The following is a 24,857-nucleotide window of genomic DNA, read 5'->3' on the forward strand; positions in this document are numbered from 1 at the left end:
CGTGTCAAAAATTACTACCAGTTTATTCCAAGAGATGGTGCAAGCTGCATCAACTCGTTTGAATAAGCAAGCAGAATATGTCAATTCATTGAACGTCTTTCCAGTTCCAGATGGAGATACTGGGACAAACATGGGAATGACCATTGAAAATGGTGCCAAAGAAGTAGCAGACAAGCCGGCTTCCACAGTAGGAGAAGTAGCGAGCATTCTTGCTAAGGGGCTCTTGATGGGTGCGCGTGGGAACTCAGGGGTTATCACTTCTCAGCTCTTCCGTGGCTTCTCTCAGGCTATCAAGGAAAAGGATGAATTAACAGGTCAAGACTTGGCTCTTGCCTTCCAATCCGGTGTTGAAGTAGCTTATAAAGCGGTTATGAAACCAGTTGAAGGAACCATTTTGACTGTCTCTCGTGGTGCTGCCATTGGTGCTAAGAAAAAAGCCGAGGAGACGGATGATGCTGTTGAGGTCATGCGTGCAGCCTTGGAAGGCGCAAAAGCAGCTTTGGCTAAGACACCAGAAATGCTTCCAGTCCTTAAGGAAGTTGGTGTGGTAGACTCAGGTGGTCAAGGTTTGGTCTTCATCTACGAAGGATTCCTTTCAGCTCTTACTGGTGAATACAGTGCTTCTGAAGACTTTGTAGCGACTCCTGCAAACATGAGTGAAATGATCAATGCAGAGCACCACAAGTCTGTAGCAGGGCATGTGGCAACTGAGGATATTACCTTTGGTTACTGTACAGAAATCATGGTAGCCCTCAAACAAGGTCCAACTTATTCTAAGGACTTTGACTACGATGAATTCCGTAACTACTTGAATGACTTAGGCGACTCACTGCTTGTTGTCAACGATGATGAGATTGTCAAAGTTCACGTCCATACAGAAGATCCAGGTCTTGTCATGCAAGAAGGTCTCAAATATGGTAGCTTGATCAAGGTAAAAGTGGACAACATGCGTAACCAACACGAGGCGCAAGTTGAAAAAGAAGCAAGTCAAGGCAACAAGCCTGTTGAAACAAAAGAGTATGCCCTTATCGCAGTAGTAGCTGGTCAAGGTTTAGCAGATATCTTCCGTGCTCAAGGTGTGGATTATGTCATCGAAGGCGGGCAGACGATGAATCCTTCAACAGAAGACTTTATCAAGGCTGTTGAACAGGTCAATGCTCGCAACATTATCTTCTTGCCAAACAACAAAAATATCTTTATGGCAGCTCAGTCTGCGACTGAAGTGCTTGAACAACCAGCTGTTGTAGTAGAAGCACGTACAATTCCTCAAGGGTTGACCAGTCTTCTTGCCTTTGATCCTAGCAAGTCTATCGAAGAAAACAAAGAACGCATGACTGCAGCCCTTGGCGACGTCGTAAGCGGAAGTGTAACGACTGCCGTTCGTGATACAACTATCGATGGATTAGCAATTCATGAAAATGACAATCTTGGTATGGTCGATGGGAAAATCCTCGTGTCAAATCCTGACATGCACCAAACCTTGACTGAAACTTTGAAACATATGTTGGACGAAGATAGTGAAATCGTGACTTTCTATGTCGGTGAAGACGGAAGCGAAGAACTTGCCAATGAAATTGCCCAAGAAATCGCAGAAGAATTCGAAGATGTTGAAGTAGAGATTCACCAAGGTCAACAACCCGTATATCCATATCTTTTCAGTGTGGAATAATCGTGAAAATTAAATGAAAACAACAGAAGGAAGCTGGTTTTACAGCTTCCTTTTTCTATGCAAATGGAGTTATAAAGAAATTTATGTAGAAATGAACATTCTATTGGAAATTCTATTTACTATAAGTTATAATGATAAAGCTGTTATGTTAGATTAAGTATGAATATAAAGGAGAAATGATGAAGAAAAAATTTTTTAATCAATCTTTTTCCCGCTTTTCAATTAGAAAGTTAAGTGTTGGGACCTGTTCGGTATTGCTAGGAACCTTTATGGTGATGGCTACTTCTCCGGTGCAAGCAGATGAAGCTCAAGTCAACAATAAGGAACAACAAACGCAGGCAGAAATTCAACAGAAGGAAAAAAGTGCTGAGAATGGACAGGAAGTCATTTCTGAGCCTCAAAAAGTGGTAACACAGAACGAAGCGGTTAAGGACCTGAAGGATAAAGCTGAGCCGTCCAAAACAGAAGTATCTGCACCAGTCGCTCAGAGCCAACCAGTTTCTCAAGTTGACAATATCAAGGAAGCGAGTCAGCCTTCTTTAGATGAGGAGAAAAAGCAATCTATAGAATCAACTCAAACTGAGCAGAAAAGCAAGGAAGAAAGTGGCTCTAGCGGGAAAACTTCTTCTAGGCGCAAGAGATCGCTAGATGAAGTCAATGCAGCATTTAAAGCTCATTCGCCAATCAAGGATATCCATGCGGTAGATAGTGTCCGTGAATCCTTGACTTTTAGTATTACTGGGCATGAAGCAGACTATTCTGGTGGGTATATTAAAATTCATTTCCAAAATGGGAAGGCTATTAAATTGACCCCTTCTCCAGTCGGTGGTGTAAAGTTTAGCCAAGAAAAAGCGAATGGGGATCTTGATTTAAAGATAGAACCTGCGAATCTGAGAGGTGGGGCAAACTATAACTTCGTCTATACTTTTCAGATAGATCCTTTGACGCAGAATTGGGGAGGCGCTGTCCAAGCCCTTGGACCAGACCATAAGGTGACCGCAACTGCTAAGCTCTATGACAAAAATGGCAATGTCCTCAAAGAACTTGGAAGCATTGAACACACATGGAAAGTCTTAGAAAACGGTGTAGGTGGTCTGACACCAATGTCTAACAATCAGGTCATTGGCTATGATCGAGACAACGATGGTATCGTTGACGATGGTTCGTCGGTTGTGTCTTTCTACCTATTTAATGGTGCGAAAGATCCTAAGAATAATACGGCAAGAAATGATTATTTCAACTATGGAAATGGTGTCTTTGATGGTCGTATGATCAATGGTATGGGGATTAGTGATGTCGGGGGACATATCATTGATCCTGTCACTTCTTATACCTATAATGTAGATCTAAAAGAAGGTTATGAATTGACAGATGAAGCCAAAGCTTTGGGATGGACTGCCGATGCGACGGGTTACCATCTGACCATTAACAGAGCTAACAATCCGCTTCAAGATATCAATAACAATAAAAATAAGCTCATTCCAATTTCTTTTAAGTTAAAGAATGCCAAAGTAGCAGATATCAATAGAAAAGCGCAAAACCTAACTGTGACAGGTATCTATACAAAAGCAGATGGGACTAGTTATCAAAATACGGCCGTTCTTCCCTATACTCTCTTTGTTCAAAAAACAGATCAGCCAGAGTCTTCTCTCTTCGAATATAGACACTATAATCAGTCTGACTCGGAGATGATTCGTTCCTATGGTGAAACAGAATACCGTTCTTATGTTCGACTCTCATCGGTCGCAGAGGTTGAAAAGGATTATCTTATCAATGACTATACTGTCACTCATAAAATACAGGACCCACGAGAGTCTTATCGAGAAGTCAATGCAATCGAGGAGCGTTATTGGAATGAATTTTTCTCTTCACCGGATGCATCTGTAGAAGTATACAATAAAGCTACAGGTGAGTTGTTAGGGACTTTTAATAGTAACACTCGTAGCCTACGACTGACGGAAGAGCAAGATGTGAAGGAACTGGAGTACAAGTTTAAAAATATCAAGATGAGGAAGTCCTCAACAAATGATACATCAATGTTTGTTTTCCAGACCAAAACACGTTTTAATAATTGGGAAAGTCTCTATAAAGATTCGACAATCAGTAAGTTGGATTCTAGAACGGATTTCACATTTAACAATACTGGTAACACTGTTTCCTTATCTCAAACGGCCTCAGCTGAATTAACACGCGTTAGCCAGCAAATTTCGATGGTTGGACGCCGTCGGACAGATGTCTTTAATCGACACACAGATGCTTCTGGTTTTAAAGAAGATTTTATCACAAGGACTGCGGGTAAAGAAACTCCTACTCAGAACTTCGCAAACTTGACAGGAGTTTACCATCTGGCTTATTTGGCTGATCCACAATTAAACTTTAGTGGGAACCCTAATTTTAAGGTCTATTATAATTACAAAGATACTGGGAAAACTCTCTACTATGCCCAAGTGAAGGGGACCCCAGATTCCCCTATGCCTGCAACTCTTTTGAGGTTGGAAAACAAGACGATTCCAAACGGAACCTATACCTATAAAGCGATTGCTTTTTGGGATGAGGAACTTCCTGACGTTCAAGCTCAGAATGGCTATGACTTGGGGGAACTAGATGGGATTACAGTTACTTCGAAAAACTCGGTTTCTTATGATTTCAATGTGGTCGTACAGGCGTCTGAAGCGAGTGGTGTCTACTCTGAAGTGAAGAGAGCTACAAATCAGCACTTTGCCTACAATACCCAAGAGCACTATCCTGGTGATGAGATTGATTTCAGAGTGACCTATAAAAACGCAGCGAAACAGCCTGTTTCAGACGTTTATGTTTTATCATCCTTGCCGATGAAAGGTGATAAACAGCTAGAATCCAGAAATCGTGGTTCTAAATTTACAGTGAGTTTGACCAAAGCTCTAACACCACCTTCAGGCTGGGAAGTTCAATATAGTCGTATTGCGGGCACTGCTGCAGAAATTAATGCTTCACAATGGCTCACAGCGGATCAAGTGTCGGATTGGTCAGAGATTCGTGCAGTTCGTTGGCATTCGACTGCTCCGGTTGCTGCTGGAAGTAGGGTTCAGTTTCCTATCGATGGAGCAGTTATCGGGCAAGATACTGTCCCAGGTGCTACAGCTTATCTTTCTTCGGCTTTGGCAAATGGCAGTTCCAAGTACACTGAGTCCAATAATGTTTCTATCCAAATGTCCACCAAGCTGTCATCTGCAAGTTTCACCTTTGTGGATGTAAATGATCCGTCTAAGGAAGTGCAACTAGGACAGGTAGACACAGTTGTAGGTAAACCAAACGGACCAATTTCTTATGACCCTGCTGATCGAATTAAGGAATTAGAAGATGCAGGATATGAACTGATCCGTAACGATTTTACAGATCCTACCTTTGGTGACTCGGCTAGTCCAAAACAATTCAAGTTTCAGTTTAGACACAAGATTACAGAACTAACCGAAACTGTTCGTGGAACTCGCGAAATTGATTTTGAATATCTCAAAAAAACAAACCATTCTGATTTATCACTCCTTCCTCCAAAACATGTTGAGACTCATTCGTTTACTCGAACCAAGAGAATTGACCAGGTTTTGGCGAAACAGCAACCAAATGATGCGACAGCTGGTGTGACATACTCAGCCTGGTCTGCAGACCAAACTTGGTCTCAAGTGATTTCTCCTGAAATTCCTGGCTATTATCCAAGAGAGGATATTGATGCAAACACAATGTCGGGAGAAGGAGCTCTCTATGAGTATTTAATGAACGCGGATGATCCTAGAGATGAAGAGTTGGAAAAAGAATTTACCTGGTATCGGGTGGTGTATTATGTTCCGCTTCCAGTTGTACCTTCAGCAAGTGCAGCGAAATCTAAAGGCCTTCAAGGACAGAAGCAGGCAGCAACGATTCAATTTGATGCGGATAGAGCAAGCGAGAGCGAGGTCCACTTTACAAAAGGGACAACAACCATTAATGAAGCAAAGAAATCCGTTGAACTAGTCCAAAGTAGTGTCTTTCTTTATGATGAGAATGGACAAAAGGTAACTTCGCTAACCATTGCCGATCAAGGGACATACGATTTAGATCTTGTAAATAAAACAATTGTCTTTACTCCCCTGAAAACCTTCTATGGTCCGGCAACTCCAGTTCAAGTTGGAGTGGTGGATAAAAATGGAGAGTCTGCTGTAACGACCTATACCCCAGTTGTTGAGAAAGTAACACCAACTGGTTCAGGTGATAAGACAGAAGGACTTCAAGGTCAGGTCCAAGAAGGTAAAGTGACCTTCACTCCAGGCCACGACTCTGTTCCATTCCCAGCTGATTCAACACCACTATTTGACAATGGGACAGCTGAGAAGGAAGTGCCAAATGTTGGTAAGTTCGAAGTGGACGCAGACGGCAAGGTGACCTTCACCCCAGACAAGCAGTTCAAAGGTGAAACACCAGAGCTTGAATTGACTCGAGTGGATGTCAACGGAACTCCTGTTACAGTCAAGTACCAAGCAGTGGTGAAAGAAGTAGTTCCAACTTCAACGAATGCCACTTCAAATGGTATCCAAGGCCAACCGCAAAAAGGTACCCCAACCTTCACAGAAGGTAATCCATTGGTTCCAATTGATGATACGAAACCAATGACTTTCGAAGATGGTCAATCAACGAAGACCGTTTCAGGTGTAGGTGAATACAGCATCAATCCAGATGGCTCTATTACCTTTACGCCAGAAAAACAATACGTTGGTACTCCAGCTCCAGTCACAGTGAAACGTGTGGATAAGAATGGTACCCCAGTCACTGCGGCCTATACCCCAACAGTGACTAAGGTAACCCCAACAGGAACTAGCGCAACCAGCACAGGTCCTCAGGGTGTTCCACAAACCGGCACTCCAAGCTTCCAAGGTGGTGATCCACTGGTTCCAATCAATGAAACAGTAGAGCCAACTTTCGAAGATGGAAGCAAAGAGAAATCTATTCCAGGCCAAGGAACTTACACGATTGCACCAGATGGAACTGTAACTTTCACCCCAGACAAGCAGTTTGTTGGAAACCCAGATCCAGTTACAGTGAAACGTGTGGATAAGAATGGTACAGAAGTCATTGCGACTTACAGTCCAGAGTTTACTAAGGTGACTCCAACTGGAACAGGTGATAAGACAGAGGGTCTACAAGGTCAGGTCCAAGAAGGTAAAGTGACCTTCACGCCAGGCCATGACTCTGTTCCATTCCCAGCTGATTCGACTCCACTATTTGACAATGGGACAGCTATGAAAGAAGTGCCAAATGTTGGTAAGTTCGAAGTGGATGCAGATGGTAAGGTGACCTTCACCCCAGATAAGCAATTCAAGGGCGAAACACCAGAGCTTGAATTGACTCGTGTGGATGCCAACGGCACTCCTGTTACAGTCAAGTACCAAGCGGTGGTGAAAGAAGTGGTTTCAACCAGCACTAACTCAACCAGCACAGGCCCTCAAGGACTTCCGCAAACAGGCACTCCAACGTTTAAAGGTGGTGACCCACTGGTTCCAATCAATGAAACAGTAGAGCCAACCTTCGCAGATGGAAGTAAAGAGAAGTCTATTCCAGGTCAAGGAACATACACAATTGCGCCAGATGGTACAGTAACCTTCGCCCCAGACAAACAGTTTGTCGGAAACCCAGATCCAGTCATAGTCAAACGCGTAGATAAGAATGGCACCCCAGTTACTGCGACTTACAGCCCAGAGTTTACGAAAGTAACCCCAACTGGAACCGGTGCAACCAGCACAGGTCCTCAAGGTGTTCCACAAACGGGTACTCCAAGCTTCCAAGGTGGTGACCCACTGGTTCCAATTGATGAAACAGTAGAGCCAACCTTCGCAGATGGAAGCAAGGAGAAATCTATTCCAGGCCAAGGAACCTACACGATTGCGCCAGACGGTACAGTGACCTTCACTCCAGACAAGAAGTTCGTTGGTAAACCAGATCCAGTCACAGTCAAACGTGTAGATAAGAATGGTACTCCAGTGACTGCAACCTACAGTTCAGAGTTTACGAAAGTAACACCAACTGGTAAAGATACTTCTTCAGTTAACATTAAGGGGCTTGTTCAAACAGGTACCCCAACCTTCCAAGGTGGTGACCCACTGGTTCCAATCGATGAAACTGTGGTAGCAACATTTGAAGATGGATCAACTGAAAAAGTGATTCCAGGTGAAGGAACTTATGCAATCTCACCAGATGGCACCGTCACCTTCACTCCAGAGGCAGACTTTGTAGGAAAAGGAACAGGCGTAACGATTGTCCGTAAGGATAAGAACGGAACTCCAATTACTGCAAGCTATCGCCCGACAGTTGTAGATCCATCTACTGGTCATGACACGATTTCTACAGGAGCAAAAGGCCAACCACAAGTGGCGACCCCAACGTTTGAAGGACATATCGATAGTACTGTTCCACCAACATTTGAGGATGGTAGCACGACTATGGTTGTTCCGGGTGAAGGAAGTTATACAATTGATAAAGATGGTAAGATTACCTTTACTCCAGAACCAGACTTTGTTGGTACAGCTAAAGGATTGGTTGTGAAACGTTTGGATGTGTATGGAAATGTAGTTACTGCTCGCTACACACCAACTGTCCTTGGACAAACACAAGTGAGTGATGCGACATCAGAAGGTCTTAAAGGTCAAACTCAGACTGGTAAACCAAACTTTACAGGTGATGTCGATCTGACAGTTCCGCCAACCTTTGAAGATGGAACAACTGAAAAAGTCGTTCTAGGTGAAGGAACTTATGTAATCTCACCAGATGGCACCGTCACCTTTACCCCTGAGGCAGACTTTGTAGGACAAGCTAAAGGTGTGAAAGTGATCCGTAAAGATCGCAATGGAAATATTATTTCAGGATTCTATACCCCAACAGTAGTAGAACTTCCAGAGCAAGTGAAGCCGTCTGATAAAAAAGAACTTTCAGTATCTGATTCGAAACCAGATCAATTGACTCAAAACATCTCTGTAGAAAAAAATCAACTTCCAAATACAGGAAGTCAAGAAGATGGTTTGAAAAATCTAGGAATCCTGATAGCTCTAACAGGTGTCATGACACTTGGATTGCTGGGTAAAAAGAAACGAAACGATGAATCAGACTAATCATTTTTAAGAACCGAGAAATCGGTTCTTTTTTATGACATTTGTCATATTTCCTAGTGACAGAAGCATCTAGCTCAGTTAACTTCAAAGGACTATAATTGAAGTATGAAATGGAGGAAGAAGAAATGAAAAATAAAATGATTGTCGCAGTGAGTTTAGTAGCAGCAGGAGTTATGACCTATCTCATGTTTTCAGGATTGGACGAGGGTTTCTATCATTTTCCTTGGGAGCTCTTTGCCGGCTTTGGAATGATGTCTTGGCTTGTCAGAGAAGGTTTAAAATTATTCAGAGATGTGAAAAAGGAGTTTGAGGAATGAAAAAAGCAATCATCTATCTCTTTATCGGCCTGTCACTCTTGGTATGGTTAGTGGAAATGTTTACTGGTTGGTTTGACCAAACCTTGCTTCGCCAATTCATTCGTGGTGCTTGGGGTTTTGGATTTATGATTTTCGTCGTTTTCCCTATGGGAATGAAGTGGTTGAAAGGAGAATCTCATGACTGTGATTAAAGTTGAGAAATTGAGTAAGAAAATAAAAGACAAAGAGATCTTGCGAAACATCTCTTTTGAAATCAATGACGGAGAATGTGTCGCCTTGATTGGGCCTAACGGAGCAGGAAAAACAACCTTGATTGATTGCCTCTTGGGCGACAAGTTCATGAGCTCAGGTCAGATAGCTATTCAAGGCTTTGCACCAACAGATCCTCGATTAAAGCAGCTTATTTCTATCTTACCTCAAGAAAATACGGTGGTTCAAGACTTGAAAGTGAAAGAACTTCTATCATTTTTCAAGTCACTTTATCCCGACAGTCTTTCAGACAAAGAAATTGATGACTTGCTTAGATTCTCAGACAAGCAGAAAAATCAGCTAGCGGGCAAGTTGTCTGGTGGGCAAAAACGTTTGTTCTCTTTCGTGTTGACTTTAATAGGTCGTCCGAAAATTCTATTCTTAGACGAACCAACTGCTGCCATGGATACCTCGACACGTCAGCATTTTTGGGAGATCGTCGATCAGTTAAAGAAAAATGGTGTCACCATTGTCTACTCTTCTCACTATATCGAAGAGGTAGAACATACGGCTGACCGCATTTTGGTCCTCCACAAGGGTGAATTGATTCGCGATACGACGCCTTATGCCATGCGTAGTGAAGAACAAGAAAAGCATTTTACGTTACCTCTAACTTATCAGGAAGTTATCAGCACTTTGGACCAGGTTCAAGAGATTGAAATCAAGCAAAATGCACTTTCCTTCACAACCAAAGAAGCCAGCCAGGTATGGAAAGTCTTGCAAGAACAGGGCTGCACGATTGAAGAAATTGAAGTTCGCAATCGAACTCTCTTAGACAGTATCTTCGAAACGACTCAAGACTAAAGGAGATTGACGATGAAAAATATGACAAGTCTCATGAAAGTAGAAATCATTCTGATGAAACGGCAAGCCATCTACTACTTGCTATCCATCGGACTTCCAAGTGTGTTTTACCTTATTTTCTCTGGTATGATGTCAGGATCAGACATTCCAGAAATTGCTCTTCAAGCCTATCTCTTTGCCATGACGCTCTTTAGTATCATGTCAAGTGCTTTTTTCAGTATCCCTAGCACACTCGAGTCTGATAAGACAAACAACTGGCAAAAATTGATTCAACATTCTCCTGTATCTATGGTAGAATATTATGTATCAAAACTGTTCAGCACCCTACTGACTTTCTTGTTATCAATTATTGTTGTCTTTTCGGTTGGTCATTTTGTCCGTGGAGTGACTCTGCCTTGGCTTGATTGGTTGGTGATCGGAGTTATGTTACTGGTCGGAAGCGTGGTCTTTATCAGTATGGGTGTCTTGGTGAGCTTGCTACCCAGTGCTCAACTGATGACGGTTGTTGGAAATATTGCCTATATTGCTTTGGCTGTCCTAGGTGGACTGTGGTTCCCCTTGGATTCCTTCCCAGAATGGCTCCAATCTATTGGAAAGCTGACTCCAACCTATCAACTGATGCAGGTCGTCTCTACTTATTTGGAACACCATGAATTTAGTATTCTTTCTGCCTTGGTTGTACTAGGTTATACAGTTTTCTTTGGTGTATTGGTCATTCAACTGAAAAAACGGATTGAGGTAAAATAAATCTATGTTGGAAAAATTTAAAAACATTCATTATATGTTTCATATTTCAATAGTGTTTATCATCTTTCCTATAGCGGGTGTCATCGTTGGAGATTACCCGCTTTTAACCTTGCTATGGACCCTACTATTTGTACTTGCCTTCTATTCGGTTTTAATCAGTCAGAATCGCACCGTGCAGTGGCTAGCATGGTGGTCCATGCTTGTCTACATTTTTTATACATCTGTTTGGCTAAGTTCAGGTTTCACATGGTTTATCTTTTATTTATCCAATCTCCTTATTTATGAGCTGGATGAGATTTCTTTTCACTCTTGGCGTTTTGTCAGTTTTATTGTCCTGCAACCATTTATTCTGACCGGAATCTATATGGTCAATCATGTTAGTCCCTGGCAGCTACTCTTTTTCTTGGTGACCTTTATCTTTTCCGATGCAATGACCTTTGGTCTTTATCGAATTCGATTGTCGGAGGACATAAAAGAAGAAAAGATGAAACAAAATGCCAAGCTCAATCTTTTCTTGGCTGAAAACGAACGCAGTCGTATCGGCCAGGATCTTCATGACAGTCTAGGCCATACTTTTGCCATGCTGAGTGTGAAGACGGACCTTGCACTCCAGCTTCTCCAAATGCAGGCCTATCCTCAAGTGGAAAAAGAATTAAAAGAAATTCATCAGATCAGTAAAGAATCCATGAATGAAGTTCGTACAATTATCGAAAATCTTAAAACCAGAACCCTTGCTTCTGAATTTACGACTGTTAAAAAAATGCTGGAAATTGCAGGAATTGAAACAGAAATCAATCACCAACTAGATACAGCTAGCCTAACTCAGAAATTAGAATCAACGGCCTCCATGATTTTGCTTGAGTTAGTGACCAACATCATCAAACATGCCAAAGCATCCAAAGCCTACTTAAAATTAGAACGAACTGAGAAGGAACTCATTCTAACAGTGAGAGATGATGGCTGTGGCTTTGCTTCACTAAAAGGAGATGAACTCCATACCGTTCGGGACCGTGTCCTTCCTTTTTCAGGAGAAGTAACAGTGATCAGTCAGAAACAGCCGACTGAAGTGCAGGTTCGGCTACCTTATAAGGAGAGAAACTAAGATGAAACTACTTGTTGCAGAAGATCAAAGTATGTTGCGAGATGCTATGTGCCAGTTGCTTACCTTTCAACCAGATGTAGAGTCTGTCCTACAAGCCAAGGATGGCCAAGAAGCAATCCAACTCTTAGAAAAGGAGCCCGTAGATATCGCCATTCTTGACGTAGAAATGCCTGTTAAGACAGGCCTCGAAGTCTTGGAGTGGATACGAGCAGAAAAGTTAGAAACAAAGGTGGTTGTGGTGACGACCTTCAAGCGCCCTGGCTATTTTGAACGTGCGGTCAAGGCTGGAGTGGATGCTTATGTCTTAAAAGAAAGAAGCATTGCAGACCTCATGCAAACCTTGCACACTGTTCTTGAAGGACGTAAGGAATATTCGCCTGAATTGATGGAAGTGGTGATGACGCATCCTAACCCGTTAACAGAGCAAGAAATCGCAGTTTTAAAGGGAATCGCACAGGGCTTATCTAACCAAGAAATCGCAGACCAACTCTATCTATCAAATGGAACCGTCCGAAACTATGTCACCAATATTCTTTCGAAACTAGATGCTGGTAATCGAACAGAGGCAGCCAACATTGCAAAAGAATCTGGTTGGCTTTGATAAGAAGGGTTAAACAATTCCGAAATGATAACTTGAATCGAAGGAAATCCATACTAGAAAGGAGGAGGCAAATTGCCTCCTTTTCTGGTTTAGAAAAGCGGTGAAAGCTAGTGTCAAAGAGTTAAAAGATCAGAATAAAAATGAAAAATATCTTGACAATGAAGGAAAAATTGTGTTACAATAATAGACGGTACTTTTTACTTTTGGTCTCTCAAAAGTGTACAGGGACGTGCTGACAAATGTTGCAAAAGTACACACAGATGGTAGCTGTCACCAAGTGTATCATCACCAAAAATAAAAAAACACAGGAGAATGTAGATGCCTACAATTAACCAATTGGTTCGCAAACCGCGTAAATCAAAAGTAGAAAAATCTAAATCACCAGCTTTGAACGTTGGTTACAACAGTCATAAAAAAGTTCAAACAAATGTTTCTTCACCACAAAAACGTGGTGTTGCAACTCGTGTGGGAACAATGACACCTAAAAAACCTAACTCTGCCCTTCGTAAATTCGCTCGTGTACGTTTGAGCAACCTTATCGAAGTTACTGCCTACATCCCAGGTATCGGACACAACTTGCAAGAGCACAGCGTGGTGCTTCTTCGTGGTGGACGTGTAAAAGACCTTCCAGGGGTACGTTACCATATCGTCCGTGGTGCACTTGATACTGCAGGTGTTAACGATCGTAAACAAGGCCGTTCTAAATACGGTACTAAACGTCCAAAAGCATAAGGAAAGGGGATAAAGAGAAATGAGTCGTAAAAATAGAGCTCCAAAACGTGACGTATTGCCAGATCCGCTTTACAATTCACAACTAGTTACTCGTCTTATCAACCGCGTTATGCTTGATGGTAAACGTGGTACAGCTGCTTCAATCGTTTACGGTGCTTTTGAGCAAATCAAAGAAGCTACTGGTAACGATGCACTTGAAGTATTTGAAACAGCTATGGAAAACATCATGCCTGTACTTGAAGTACGTGCACGTCGTGTTGGTGGATCTAACTACCAAGTCCCAGTTGAAGTTCGTCCAGAACGCCGTACAACACTTGGACTTCGTTGGTTGGTAACCATCGCTCGCCTTCGTGGTGAACACACAATGCAAGACCGTCTTGCAAAAGAAATCTTGGATGCTGCTAACAACACTGGTGCAGCAGTTAAGAAACGTGAAGACACTCACCGTATGGCTGAAGCTAACCGTGCCTTCGCACACTTCCGTTGGTAATAAAATGATACTAAGAGCGGCAAAGGCCCAAGGCAAAAATAGGAAACTGGTGCAGTGTTCCGTGAACACAAAGCAGTTTATCTTTTTTGCACCGGGCCTCGCTCGGGTTCAAATCAGTTAACTTGAGCTTTTAGCCCGAGTTCAATTCAACTTGTCTACAAGTTGAAACCAACAAAAACAAGATAAACATTGAGAACGGGTAGGTCCTGCCTATCCGTTTTTATTAAAATCGTGTTATAATAGAATAGAAATTAAAATAAATAGGAGAAACAAACCTCATGGCACGCGAATTTTCACTTGAAAAAACTCGTAATATCGGTATCATGGCTCACGTCGATGCCGGTAAAACAACAACTACTGAGCGTATTCTTTACTACACTGGTAAAATCCACAAAATCGGTGAAACTCACGAAGGTGCGTCACAAATGGACTGGATGGAGCAAGAGCAAGAACGTGGTATCACTATCACATCTGCTGCGACAACAGCTCAATGGAACAACCACCGCGTAAACATCATCGACACACCAGGACACGTGGACTTCACAATCGAAGTACAACGTTCTCTTCGTGTATTGGACGGTGCGGTTACTGTTCTTGACTCACAATCAGGTGTTGAGCCTCAAACTGAAACAGTTTGGCGTCAAGCAACTGAGTACGGAGTTCCACGTATCGTATTTGCCAACAAAATGGACAAAATCGGTGCTGACTTCCTTTACTCAGTAAGCACACTTCACGACCGTCTTCAAGCAAACGCACACCCAATCCAATTGCCAATCGGTGCTGAAGATGACTTCCGCGGTATCATCGACTTGATCAAGATGAAAGCTGAAATCTATACTAACGACCTTGGTACAGATATCCTTGAAGAAGATATTCCAGCTGAATACCTTGACCAAGCTCAAGAATACCGTGAAAAATTGGTTGAAGCAGTCGCTGAAACTGATGAAGACTTGATGATGAAATACCTTGAAGGTGAAGAAATCACTAACGAAGAATTGAAAGCTGCTATCCGTAAAGCAACTATCAACGTTGAATTCTTCCCAGTATTGTGTGGTTCTGCCTTCAAGAACAAAGGTGTTCAATTGATGCTTGATGCGGTTATTGACTACCTTCCAAGCCCACTTGATATCCCAGCAATCAAAGGTATCAACCCAGATACAGATGAAGAAGAAACTCGTCCAGCATCTGACGAAGAGCCATTTGCAGCTCTTGCCTTCAAGATCATGACTGACCCATTCGTAGGTCGTTTGACATTCTTCCGTGTATACTCAGGTGTTCTCCAATCAGGTTCTTACGTATTGAACACATCTAAAGGTAAACGTGAACGTATCGGACGTCTTGTGCAATTGCATGCCAATAGTCGTCAAGAAATCGAAACCGTTTATGCTGGTGATATTGCAGCTGCTATTGGTTTGAAAGATACTACAACTGGTGATTCATTGACAGATGAAAAAGCTAAAATCATCCTTGAGTCAATCCACGTTCCAGAACCAGTTATCCAATTGATGGTTGAGCCAAAATCTAAAGCTGACCAAGATAAGATGGGTATCGCCCTTCAAAAATTGGCTGAAGAAGATCCAACATTCCGCGTTGAAACAAACGTTGAAACTGGTGAAACAGTTATCTCTGGTATGGGTGAACTTCACCTTGACGTCCTTGTTGACCGTATGCGTCGTGAGTTCAAAGTTGAAGCGAACGTAGGTGCTCCTCAAGTATCTTACCGTGAAACATTCCGCGCTTCTACTCAAGCACGTGGATTCTTCAAACGTCAGTCTGGTGGTAAAGGTCAATTCGGTGATGTATGGATTGAGTTTAGTCCAAACGAAGAAGGTAAAGGATTCGAATTCGAAAACGCAATCGTCGGTGGTGTGGTTCCTCGTGAATTTATCCCAGCGGTTGAAAAAGGTTTGGTAGAATCTATGGCTAACGGTGTTCTTGCAGGTTACCCAATGGTTGACGTTAAAGCTAAGCTTTACGATGGTTCATACCACGATGTCGACTCATCTGAAACTGCCTTCAAGATCGCGGCTTCACTTGCCCTTAAAGAAGCTGCTAAATCAGCACAACCAGCTATCCTTGAGCCAATGATGCTTGTAACCATCACTGTTCCAGAAGAAAACCTTGGTGATGTTATGGGTCACGTAACTGCTCGTCGTGGACGTGTAGATGGTATGGAAGCTCACGGTAACAGCCAAATCGTTCGTGCTTACGTTCCACTTGCTGAAATGTTCGGTTACGCAACAGTTCTTCGTTCTGCATCTCAAGGACGTGGTACATTCATGATGGTATTTGACCACTACGAAGATGTACCTAAGTCAGTACAAGAAGAAATCATTAAGAAAAATAAAGGTGAAGACTAATCAGTCCTCACTCTAGAAGGAAGTCACTTAGTGGCTTCCTTTTTTTTTGTCTTTAACTATTCATTTTTGCTGAATATAGTATACAAATTTGGTCGCTAAGTGAGAAAAATACTAATTCTATCCAGAAAGAAAATATTCTAATTTGATAAATTAAAGTAAATAAAGGTTCCTAATTCCGTAGAAAAGTTAATAAAAATGAGGAAAAGATTCATAAATACACTTTTAGATAGAAAATTCAGAAAATTAACTCTTTTGCCTTGAAAATTTTTGAAAAAATGGTATGATAGTAACAAGCTATTTTTTTAAGAGAAGAGAAAGGGGAACAATGGAGAAAATCAGTTTAGAATCTCCTAAGACGGGGTCGGACCTAGTTTTGGAAACACTTCGAGACTTAGGGATTGATACCATTTTTGGTTATCCTGGTGGTGCAGTCTTACCTTTGTATGATGCGATATACAATTTTAAAGGTATTCGCCACATCTTAGGACGCCATGAGCAAGGTTGTCTTCACGAAGCTGAAGGATATGCCAAATCAACTGGAAAGTTGGGCGTTGCCGTCGTCACGAGTGGGCCGGGAGCAACAAATGCCATTACAGGGATTGCAGATGCCATGAGCGATAGCGTTCCCCTTTTGGTTTTTACAGGTCAGGTTGCAAGAGCTGGGATTGGGAAAGATGCCTTTCAGGAAGCAGACATCGTGGGGATTACCATGCCCATTACCAAATACAATTACCAAGTTCGTGAGACAGCAGATATTCCTCGTATCATTACGGAAGCTGTCCATATCGCAACGACTGGTCGTCCAGGTCCTGTTGTGATTGACTTGCCCAAGGATGTATCAGCTCTAGAGACAGATTTCATCTATTCACCAGAAGTTAATTTACCAAGTTACCAACCGACACTTGATCCAAATGACATGCAAATCAAGAAAATCTTGAAGCAATTATCAAAAGCCAAGAAACCTGTTTTGTTAGCAGGCGGTGGTATCAGCTATGCAGAAGCTTCTAAGGAGCTCAATGAATTTGCTGAACGTTACCAAATTCCAGTAGTCACTAGTCTTTTGGGGCAAGGAACCATTGCAACGAGTCATCCGCTCTTCCTAGGGATGGGAGGCATGCACGGTTCTTTCGCAGCCAACATTGCAATGACGGAAGCGGACTTTATGATTAGTATTGGTTGCCGTTTCGATGACCGCTTGACTGGGAACCCTAAGACCTTCGCGAAGAATGCTAAGGTTGCCCATATCGATGTTGACCCAGCTGAGATTGGTAAGATTATCAGTGCAGATATTCCTGTAGTGGGGGATGCTAAGAAAGCCTTGCAGATGCTACTGGCAGAACCAACTGTTCATAACAATACTGAAAAGTGGATTGAAAAAGTCACCAAGGACAAGAATCGAGTTCGTTCTTATGATAAGAAAGAACGTGTGGTTCAGCCTCAGGCCGTTATTGAACGCATCGGTGAGTTGACGAATGGGGATGCCATTGTCGTAACTGACGTAGGGCAACACCAAATGTGGACAGCTCAGTATTATCCTTACCAAAATGAGCGTCAGTTAGTCACTTCAGGTGGTTTGGGTACCATGGGATTCGGAGTTCCTGCAGCTATCGGAGCCAAGATTGCCAATCCAGAAAAAGAGGTCATCCTTTTTGTTGGTGATGGTGGCTTCCAAATGACCAACCAAGAACTAGCTATCCTAAACATCTACAAGGTGCCAATTAAGGTTGTCATGTTGAATAACCATTCACTAGGAATGGTTCGTCAGTGGCAGGAATCCTTCTATGAGGGTAGAACTTCCGAGTCAGTCTTTGATACCCTTCCTGACTTCCAGTTGATGGCACAGGCCTACGGCATCAAAAACTATAAGTTTGATAATCCAGAGACGATAGAGAAGGATCTAGAAGTCATTCTGGAGGATGTGCCCATGTTTATCGAGGTGGATATTTCTCGTAAGGAACAGGTCTTACCGATGGTACCAGCTGGTAAGAGCAATCATGAGATGTTGGGGGTGAAGTTCCATGCGTAGAATGTTAACAGCTAGATTGCAAAACCGTTCAGGAGTTTTGAATCGTTTTACAGGTGTCCTTTCTCGTCGTCAAGTCAATATTGAGAGTATCTCAGTTGGTGCGACAGAGAACCCCAATGTATCTCGCATCACCATCATTATTGATGTAGCATCTCATGATGAAGTAGAGCAAATTATTAAACAGCTCAATCGTCAGATTGATGTGATTCGCATTCGAGATATCACAGATAAACCACACTTGGAAAGAGAAGTTATCTTGGTGAAGGTATCTGCTCCTGCTGAGAAGCGTGCAGAAATCTTGGCCATTATCCAACCTTTCCGTGCAACGGTAGTAGATGTGGCTCCAAGCTCAATCACCATCCAGATGACGGGAAATGCTGAAAAGAGTGAAGCTTTATTGCGAGTGATTCGACCATATGGTATTAAAAATATCGCTCGTACGGGTGCAACTGGATTTACCCGCGACTAATACTCTTAGTATAAAATCCAGCATAAATTTGTTAAACCAGCCTATAAGGCAATAAAAATAGAAAAGAGAGAAAAACTATGGCAGTTCAAATGGAATACGAAAAAGATGTTAAAGTAGCAGCGCTTGACGGTAAAAAAATCGCCGTAATCGGTTATGGTTCACAAGGACATGCGCATGCGCAAAACTTGCGTGATTCAGGTCGTGATGTCATCATCGGTGTGCGTCCAGGTAAATCTTTTGACAAAGCAAAAGAAGATGGATTTGACACTTACACAGTAGCAGAAGCAACTAAATTGGCTGACGTTATCATGATCTTGGCACCAGACGAAATCCAACAAGAATTGTACGAAGCAGAAATCGCTCCAAACTTGGAAGCTGGAAATGCAGTTGGATTTGCTCATGGTTTCAATATTCACTTTGAATTTATCAAAGTTCCTGCAGATGTAGATGTCTTCATGTGTGCTCCTAAAGGACCAGGACACTTGGTACGTCGTACTTACGAAGAAGGATTTGGTGTGCCAGCTCTTTATGCAGTTTACCAAGATGCAACAGGAAATGCGAAAAACATTGCTATGGACTGGTGTAAAGGTGTTGGGGCAGCTCGTGTTGGTTTGCTTGAAACAACTTACAAAGAAGAAACTGAAGAAGATTTGTTTGGTGAACAAGCTGTACTTTGTGGTGGTTTGACTGCCCTTATCGAAGCAGGTTTTGAAGTCTTGACAGAAGCAGGCTATGCCCCAGAATTGGCTTACTTTGAAGTTCTTCACGAAATGAAATTGATTGTTGACTTGATCTATGAAGGTGGATTCAAGAAAATGCGTCAATCTATTTCAAACACTGCTGAATACGGTGACTATGTATCAGGCCCACGTGTGATTACTGAGCAAGTTAAAGAAAACATGAAAGCTGTTTTGGCAGATATTCAAAATGGTAAATTTGCAAATGACTTTGTGAATGACTACAAGGCTGGTCGTCCAAAATTAACTGCTTACCGTGAACAAGCAGCTAACCTTGAAATTGAAAAAGTTGGTGCAGAATTGCGTAAAGCAATGCCTTTCGTTGGTAAAAACGACGACGACGCATTCAAAATCTACAATTAATTCTTGTAAAGAAAGACAGAAGGCGAGTTGGGGGTACCTAACTCGTTTTTTATCTTGAACAGTATTTGAGGAGGAGACAATGCTAAGTGCAAAAGATGTGGTGAAAGCCCACAAAGTTTTGAGTGGTGTAGTAGTTGATACACCACTAGAATATGATCATTATTTATCAGAAAAATACCAAGCAAAGATTTATCTCAAAAAGGAGAATGCGCAACGAGTTCGCTCTTTTAAAATTCGTGGAGCCTATTATGCCATTTCTCAACTATCAAAAGAAGAACGCGAGCGTGGTGTAGTCTGTGCCTCTGCGGGAAATCATGCCCAAGGTGTCGCCTATACTTGTAATGAGATGAAGATTCCTGCAACCATTTTTATGCCCATCACAACACCGCAACAAAAGATTGGGCAGGTTCGCTTTTTCGGTGGAGAGTTCGTGACAATCAAGTTGGTTGGGGATACCTTTGATGCTTCTGCTAAGGCAGCACAAGAATTTACATTGACAGAAAACCGCACCTTTATCGATCCTTTTGATGATGCGCATGTTCAGGCTGGTCAAGGGACGGTAGCCTATGAAATTCTTGAAGAAGCCCGTAAAGAGTCTATTGATTTTGATACAGTACTTGTACCAGTAGGTGGTGGCGGATTGATTGCCGGTGTTTCAACTTACATCAAGGAAACCAACCCGACCATTGAAGTGATTGGGGTAGAAGCCAATGGAGCTCGCTCTATGAAGGCTGCCTTTGAAGCTGGAGGACCAGTTAAGCTCAAAGAAATTGATAAGTTCGCTGATGGGATAGCCGTACAGAAGGTTGGACAATTAACCTATGAAGCGACTCGTAAGAATGTTGAAACGCTGATTGGGGTGGACGAGGGATTGATTTCTGAAACCTTGATTGATCTTTATTCCAAACAAGGTATTGTAGCAGAACCAGCCGGAGCTGCCAGCGTTGCAGCCTTGGAAGTTTTATCAGACTATATCAAAGGCAAGACGATTTGTTGTATCATTTCTGGAGGAAATAACGATATCAACCGTATGCCAGAGATGGAAGAACGTGCCTTGATTTACGATGGAATCAAGCATTACTTTGTAGTGAATTTCCCACAACGTCCAGGAGCTCTACGAGAGTTTGTAAATGACATTTTGGGGCCAAATGATGACATCACTCGTTTTGAATATATCAAACGAGCAAGCAAGGGGACAGGCCCTGTCTTGATTGGGGTAGCCCTTGCCAATAAGCATGATTATGCTGGATTGATTCATCGAATGGAAAAGTTTGACCCATCTTATATTAATTTGAATGGGAACGAAACGTTGTATAATATGTTAGTTTAAGCTAAAATAAAATTATTATCATATTATTTGCGTAATAATGATGATGGTGCTATAATGATGGTGACGAAAGGGGGAGATTCCCATGGTTTTACAAATTTTACTTGTTTTATTGTTTTTAGTGGTGATTGCATCAGTGATTATGGTTAGTTCTGTGTATGTGGTTCGACAACAATCTGTCGCTATCATAGAACGCTTTGGTAAATACCAAAAGTTGAGCAATAGTGGTATTCATTTACGAGCTCCTTTTGGAATTGATAGGATTGCGGCAAGAGTTCAACTACGCTTGTTGCAAAGTGAGATTGTTGTAGAGACAAAGACGCAAGATAATGTATTTGTAACGATGAATGTGGCAACTCAGTATCGAGTAAATGAAAACAATGTCACAGATGCTTATTATAAATTGATGCGTCCAGAAGCCCAGATTAAATCCTATATTGAAGATGCTTTGCGTTCATCTGTACCAAAGCTAACCCTAGATGAGTTGTTTGAGAAGAAGGATGAAATCGCCTTAGAAGTTCAAAAACAAGTGGCTGAAGAAATGTCTACATATGGGTATATCATTGTCAAAACGCTGATTACTAAGGTTGAACCTGATGCTGAAGTAAAACAATCAATGAATGAAATTAACGCGGCTCAACGTAAGAGAGTTGCGGCGCAAGAGCTTGCTGAAGCAGATAAGATTAAAATCGTGACCGCAGCAGAAGCTGAAGCAGAAAAAGATCGCCTACATGGTGTAGGGATTGCAGAGCAGCGTAAAGCAATTGTTGACGGACTAGCTGATTCTATCCAAGAGTTAAAGGGAGCCAATGTTGAGCTAACTGAAGAACAAATCATGTCTATCCTATTAACGAACCAGTATTTAGATACGTTGAATAATTTTGCAGATAAAGAGGGTAATAATACAATCTTCCTACCAGCGAATCCTAATGGAGTCGAGGACATAAGAACTCATATATTATCGGCTTTAAAAGCCAAATAAAAATATGCAGAATAATATAGTTGCGACGAATATATGTTTTTTTATTGACAAATGAAATAAAAACGTATACAATTAAGTATTGTAAAGAATAATTTAGGAGAAGAACATGGCTAAGTCGAACTTTGAAAAAGTAGAAGCAGTTGTTGGCTGGGTTCGTGATAAGAAAATCACAGGCTACCGTATCTCTAAAGAAACGAATGCGCGTGAAATGTCTATCATTGCTCTAGCACAAGGACGCGCAAAAGTTAAAAATATTTCATTTGAAACAGCTCTTGGTTTAATCGATTTCTATGAAAAAAATCATGAAAAATTTGAAGATTAAACTGTGGTCACAGGCAGATTCCTGAATCGAGTCTGCCTTTTCTTTACAATTACAAATTAAAAAGACTGCATTCTTTATGCAGTCTTTGTTTATTAGCTGAGATAACGTTGAAGGAATTCTTTTGTCCGTTCTTCTTTGGGATTTGTAAAGAGTTCTTCGGGTTTGCCTTCTTCTGCAATAACGCCCTTATCCATAAAGATGACACGGTGAGAGACATCGCGAGCGAACTCCATTTCGTGGGTTACGACGATCATGGTCAAACCTTCATGAGCTAGGTCTTGCATAATTTTGAGGACTTCTCCGACCATTTCGGGGTCAAGGGCAGATGTTGGCTCGTCAAAGAGAATGGCGTCAGGATTCATGGAGAGTGCGCGGGCGATAGCCACGCGTTGTTTTTGACCCCCTGATAGTTGCTTAGGCTTGGCTTGCCAGTAGCGTTCTCCCATGCCAACTTTTTCGAGATTTTCTTTGGCAATTTTTTCAGCTTCAGAGTGGTCGCGTTTGAGTACAGTCGTTTGGGCAACAATCGTATTTTCAAGGACATTCAGATTTTCAAAGAGATTGAAAGATTGGAAAACCATACCGAGCTTTTCACGATAATGGGTGAGGTTATAGCCTTTTTCTAAGACATTTTCTCCTCGATAGAGAATCTCTCCCTCTGTAGGAGTTTCTAGTAAATTAATCGAACGAAGGAAGGTTGATTTTCCGCTTCCTGAGCTCCCGATGATGGAAATAACCTCTCCTTTATGGACGGTGAGAGAAATATCTTTTAGCACTTCGTTTTGCCCATAGGATTTTTTGAGGTGTTTGATTTCAAGGATTGGTTGTGTCATTTTTTCAAATCCTCCGTTTGCATTTGGTTAGCACCTGTAGTGTAAGTATCCATGTCCATACGACGCTCGATGAAGCGTAGGATACGGGTCACGGTAAAGGTGAGGAAAAAGTAAATCACGGCGATGATGGTAAAGGTCTGGAAGTATTGATAGGTTTGTGTTGCGACAGTATTTCCTGAGAAATAAAGCTCAACAACTGAAATAACGTTCAATACAGAGGTATCTTTGATATTGATGACAAACTCATTACCAGTAGCAGGCAGAATATTACGGACAACCTGAGGTAGGACAATCTTACGCATGGTTTGATTGTGGGTCATACCAAGAGCAGTTGCAGCTTCAAACTGTCCTTTGTCAACTGCTAGAATACCACCACGAACGATCTCTGTCATGTAGGCACCTGTGTTGATTGAGACGATGAAGATAGCGGCTAGTGTCCGGTCAAGGTTGATACCGAAAGCTTGGGCAGTTCCATAGTAGATAACCATAGATTGAACAATCATCGGTGTACCACGGAAAATCTCAATATAGACATTGAGAATCCAACCGACTAGTTTCTGTAGGGCATACATTGCCTTGTTCTCAGATAGTGGGGCGGTACGGAAGACCCCGATCGCAAGTCCGATAAAAAGACCTGTGATGGTTCCGATAATGGAAATTAAGAGTGTGATACCAGCACCACGCAAGAGTTGTTGCCAGTTTTCAGAAAGGATCTTAGCGACTTGGCTAAAGAAGCTACTTTCTTCCTCCGTTGTTGTAGATTCCACAGGTTGCTCTTTGATCATACGATCCATGAGGGCTATTTGTTCATCCTTAGAGATGGTTTCGATGCTCGCATTGATTTGGCTAATGCGGCTGTCATCTTTACGAAGTCCAATGGCAATAGCTGTATCTTCTTCGCCAGTTTTGAAACCTGGTTGGGGTTGGATCATTTTGGACTTAGCGTTGGCAGACTCAGCGGTCAGTGCTTCAGGTCGTTCAGAAACGTAGGCATCAATAACACCAGCCTCCAGAGCTTGACGCATTTGGGCGAAGTCACCCATAGCTGTTTCTTTCTTGGCACCTGGAATTTGAGAAATCAGGTCATAAAGGTAAACACCTTGTTGAGACGTGATTTTTGCCCCACTAAAGTCCTCTAAAGATTTCGCATTGGCATAAGTAGAGTCCTTTTTGACCAATAGAACCGGTTCGCTAGTATAGTAACTGCTTGAAAAAGCAATTTCTTGTTTGCGTTCAGCAGTTGGGCTCATACCTGCAATGATCATATCGATTTTACCAGAAGTAAGGGCTGGAACAAGTCCTTCCCATTTGGTTTTCACGACCAAAGGTTCCTTACCAAGGTCTTTGGCAATCTTTTTAGCAATTTGAACATCGTAGCCGTTGGCATATTGGTTGGTACCGTCGATTTTGACGGCGCCGTTACTATCGTCGTCTTGGGTCCAGTTGAAGGGGGCGTATGCAGCCTCCATCCCGATGCGTAAATATTCGTCGGCTTGGACTTGGCTAACTAGTCCTAAGGTAAGGGCTAGGCTAGCAAGGATAGATAAGCATAATTTTTTCATGTTTTCTCCTATTTCTAGTCTAAAAATGACTCTCTCTATTGTATCTAAAAATA

19 protein-coding genes are annotated in these 24,857 nt (G+C 42.1%); 17 read left to right on the forward strand and 2 right to left on the reverse strand.

The window, feature by feature from the left end; genetic code table 11:
* The first annotated feature begins 1 nt into the window (after position 1).
* From NML69_RS04830 to NML69_RS04910, 17 genes are all read left to right on the forward strand, one after another.
* Positions 2 to 1,669, forward strand: coding sequence for a DAK2 domain-containing protein (locus NML69_RS04830; RefSeq protein ID WP_254725488.1), 1,668 nt, complete (start codon positions 2 to 4; stop codon positions 1,667 to 1,669).
* A gap of 176 nt (positions 1,670 to 1,845) precedes the next feature.
* The gene (locus NML69_RS04835) at positions 1,846 to 8,781 is read left to right on the forward strand and encodes a YSIRK-type signal peptide-containing protein (protein WP_254725489.1); all 6,936 of its coding nucleotides are present in this window, start codon (positions 1,846 to 1,848) and stop codon (positions 8,779 to 8,781) included.
* Positions 8,782 to 8,891: 110 nt separating this feature from the next.
* Positions 8,892 to 9,098, forward strand: coding sequence for a hypothetical protein (locus tag NML69_RS04840; RefSeq protein ID WP_000390700.1), 207 nt, complete (start codon positions 8,892 to 8,894; stop codon positions 9,096 to 9,098).
* On the forward strand, positions 9,095 to 9,289 hold the full coding sequence (locus tag NML69_RS04845) for a hypothetical protein (protein ID WP_000709174.1): 195 nt from the start codon (positions 9,095 to 9,097) through the stop codon (positions 9,287 to 9,289). The genes NML69_RS04840 and NML69_RS04845 overlap by 4 nt, the downstream gene beginning before the upstream one ends.
* Positions 9,276 to 10,151: an ABC transporter ATP-binding protein gene (locus NML69_RS04850; protein ID WP_254725490.1), complete on the forward strand. Its 876-nt coding sequence runs from the start codon at positions 9,276 to 9,278 to the stop codon at positions 10,149 to 10,151. The genes NML69_RS04845 and NML69_RS04850 overlap by 14 nt, the downstream gene beginning before the upstream one ends.
* 12 nt (positions 10,152 to 10,163) lie before the next feature.
* Positions 10,164 to 10,898 (forward strand): ABC transporter permease, encoded by a 735-nt coding sequence (locus NML69_RS04855; protein ID WP_138099729.1) that lies wholly within the window; start codon positions 10,164 to 10,166, stop codon positions 10,896 to 10,898.
* Between the two features lie 4 nt (positions 10,899 to 10,902).
* A complete protein-coding gene (locus tag NML69_RS04860; RefSeq protein WP_254725491.1) occupies positions 10,903 to 12,000 on the forward strand; it encodes a sensor histidine kinase in 1,098 nt (365 codons plus the stop codon).
* Position 12,001: 1 nt separating this feature from the next.
* Positions 12,002 to 12,601, forward strand: a complete 600-nt coding sequence (locus NML69_RS04865) for a response regulator transcription factor (RefSeq protein WP_000772063.1) — start codon at positions 12,002 to 12,004, stop codon at positions 12,599 to 12,601.
* A gap of 318 nt (positions 12,602 to 12,919) precedes the next feature.
* Positions 12,920 to 13,333, forward strand: a complete 414-nt coding sequence (gene rpsL, locus NML69_RS04870; RefSeq protein ID WP_001142332.1) for a 30S ribosomal protein S12 — start codon at positions 12,920 to 12,922, stop codon at positions 13,331 to 13,333.
* Positions 13,334 to 13,352: 19 nt separating this feature from the next.
* A complete protein-coding gene (rpsG, locus tag NML69_RS04875) occupies positions 13,353 to 13,823 on the forward strand; it encodes a 30S ribosomal protein S7 (RefSeq protein WP_000087873.1) in 471 nt (156 codons plus the stop codon).
* A gap of 278 nt (positions 13,824 to 14,101) precedes the next feature.
* Positions 14,102 to 16,183, forward strand: coding sequence for an elongation factor G (gene fusA / locus NML69_RS04880; protein WP_254725492.1), 2,082 nt, complete (start codon positions 14,102 to 14,104; stop codon positions 16,181 to 16,183).
* 325 nt (positions 16,184 to 16,508) lie between these two features.
* Positions 16,509 to 18,209 carry an acetolactate synthase large subunit gene (locus NML69_RS04885; protein WP_000411745.1) on the forward strand — a complete coding sequence of 567 codons (1,701 nt, stop codon included), beginning with the start codon at positions 16,509 to 16,511 and terminating at the stop codon, positions 18,207 to 18,209.
* On the forward strand, positions 18,202 to 18,678 hold the full coding sequence (ilvN, locus tag NML69_RS04890) for an acetolactate synthase small subunit (protein ID WP_001253813.1): 477 nt from the start codon (positions 18,202 to 18,204) through the stop codon (positions 18,676 to 18,678). The genes NML69_RS04885 and ilvN overlap by 8 nt, the downstream gene beginning before the upstream one ends.
* A 77-nt stretch (positions 18,679 to 18,755) precedes the next feature.
* Entirely contained in the window at positions 18,756 to 19,778 is a 1,023-nt protein-coding gene (gene ilvC / locus NML69_RS04895; RefSeq protein WP_000290683.1) for a ketol-acid reductoisomerase, read from the forward strand.
* A gap of 79 nt (positions 19,779 to 19,857) precedes the next feature.
* Positions 19,858 to 21,108: a threonine ammonia-lyase IlvA gene (gene ilvA / locus NML69_RS04900; RefSeq protein ID WP_000947300.1), complete on the forward strand. Its 1,251-nt coding sequence runs from the start codon at positions 19,858 to 19,860 to the stop codon at positions 21,106 to 21,108.
* A gap of 82 nt (positions 21,109 to 21,190) precedes the next feature.
* Entirely contained in the window at positions 21,191 to 22,087 is an 897-nt protein-coding gene (locus tag NML69_RS04905; RefSeq protein WP_000244062.1) for an SPFH domain-containing protein, read from the forward strand.
* Positions 22,088 to 22,193: 106 nt separating this feature from the next.
* The gene (locus tag NML69_RS04910; RefSeq protein WP_001130031.1) at positions 22,194 to 22,409 is read left to right on the forward strand and encodes a hypothetical protein; all 216 of its coding nucleotides are present in this window, start codon (positions 22,194 to 22,196) and stop codon (positions 22,407 to 22,409) included.
* Positions 22,410 to 22,501: 92 nt separating this feature from the next.
* Here the strand turns inward: NML69_RS04910 and NML69_RS04915 are convergent, their stop codons facing one another.
* Together NML69_RS04915 and NML69_RS04920 are read right to left on the reverse strand one after the other, a co-directional pair.
* A complete protein-coding gene (locus NML69_RS04915) occupies positions 22,502 to 23,242 on the reverse strand; it encodes an amino acid ABC transporter ATP-binding protein (protein ID WP_254725493.1) in 741 nt (246 codons plus the stop codon).
* Entirely contained in the window at positions 23,239 to 24,804 is a 1,566-nt protein-coding gene (locus tag NML69_RS04920; RefSeq protein WP_254725494.1) for an ABC transporter substrate-binding protein/permease, read from the reverse strand. The genes NML69_RS04915 and NML69_RS04920 overlap by 4 nt, the downstream gene beginning before the upstream one ends.
* Positions 24,805 to 24,857 lie beyond the last annotated feature (53 nt).

The sequence above is a fragment of the Streptococcus sp. CF8-6 genome (assembly GCF_024295845.1).
In the GTDB taxonomy this organism is placed as follows: Bacteria; Bacillota; Bacilli; order Lactobacillales; family Streptococcaceae; genus Streptococcus; species Streptococcus oralis_BO.

Coding starts and splice junctions, on each gene's coding strand:
- NML69_RS04835 (WP_254725489.1), top strand. CDS start 1,846: ATGATGAAGAAAAAATTTTTTAATCAATCTTTTTCCCGCTTTTCAATT.
- NML69_RS04840 (WP_000390700.1), top strand. CDS start 8,892: ATGGAGGAAGAAGAAATGAAAAATAAAATGATTGTCGCAGTGAGTTTA.
- NML69_RS04845 (WP_000709174.1), top strand. CDS start 9,095: ATGAAAAAAGCAATCATCTATCTCTTTATCGGCCTGTCACTCTTGGTA.
- NML69_RS04850 (WP_254725490.1), top strand. CDS start 9,276: ATGACTGTGATTAAAGTTGAGAAATTGAGTAAGAAAATAAAAGACAAA.
- NML69_RS04855 (WP_138099729.1), top strand. CDS start 10,164: ATGAAAAATATGACAAGTCTCATGAAAGTAGAAATCATTCTGATGAAA.
- NML69_RS04860 (WP_254725491.1), top strand. CDS start 10,903: ATGTTGGAAAAATTTAAAAACATTCATTATATGTTTCATATTTCAATA.
- NML69_RS04865 (WP_000772063.1), top strand. CDS start 12,002: ATGAAACTACTTGTTGCAGAAGATCAAAGTATGTTGCGAGATGCTATG.
- rpsL (WP_001142332.1), top strand. CDS start 12,920: ATGCCTACAATTAACCAATTGGTTCGCAAACCGCGTAAATCAAAAGTA.
- rpsG (WP_000087873.1), top strand. CDS start 13,353: ATGAGTCGTAAAAATAGAGCTCCAAAACGTGACGTATTGCCAGATCCG.
- fusA (WP_254725492.1), top strand. CDS start 14,102: ATGGCACGCGAATTTTCACTTGAAAAAACTCGTAATATCGGTATCATG.
- NML69_RS04885 (WP_000411745.1), top strand. CDS start 16,509: ATGGAGAAAATCAGTTTAGAATCTCCTAAGACGGGGTCGGACCTAGTT.
- ilvN (WP_001253813.1), top strand. CDS start 18,202: ATGCGTAGAATGTTAACAGCTAGATTGCAAAACCGTTCAGGAGTTTTG.
- ilvC (WP_000290683.1), top strand. CDS start 18,756: ATGGCAGTTCAAATGGAATACGAAAAAGATGTTAAAGTAGCAGCGCTT.
- ilvA (WP_000947300.1), top strand. CDS start 19,858: ATGCTAAGTGCAAAAGATGTGGTGAAAGCCCACAAAGTTTTGAGTGGT.
- NML69_RS04905 (WP_000244062.1), top strand. CDS start 21,191: ATGGTTTTACAAATTTTACTTGTTTTATTGTTTTTAGTGGTGATTGCA.
- NML69_RS04910 (WP_001130031.1), top strand. CDS start 22,194: ATGGCTAAGTCGAACTTTGAAAAAGTAGAAGCAGTTGTTGGCTGGGTT.
- NML69_RS04915 (WP_254725493.1), bottom strand. CDS start 23,242: ATGACACAACCAATCCTTGAAATCAAACACCTCAAAAAATCCTATGGG.
- NML69_RS04920 (WP_254725494.1), bottom strand. CDS start 24,804: ATGAAAAAATTATGCTTATCTATCCTTGCTAGCCTAGCCCTTACCTTA.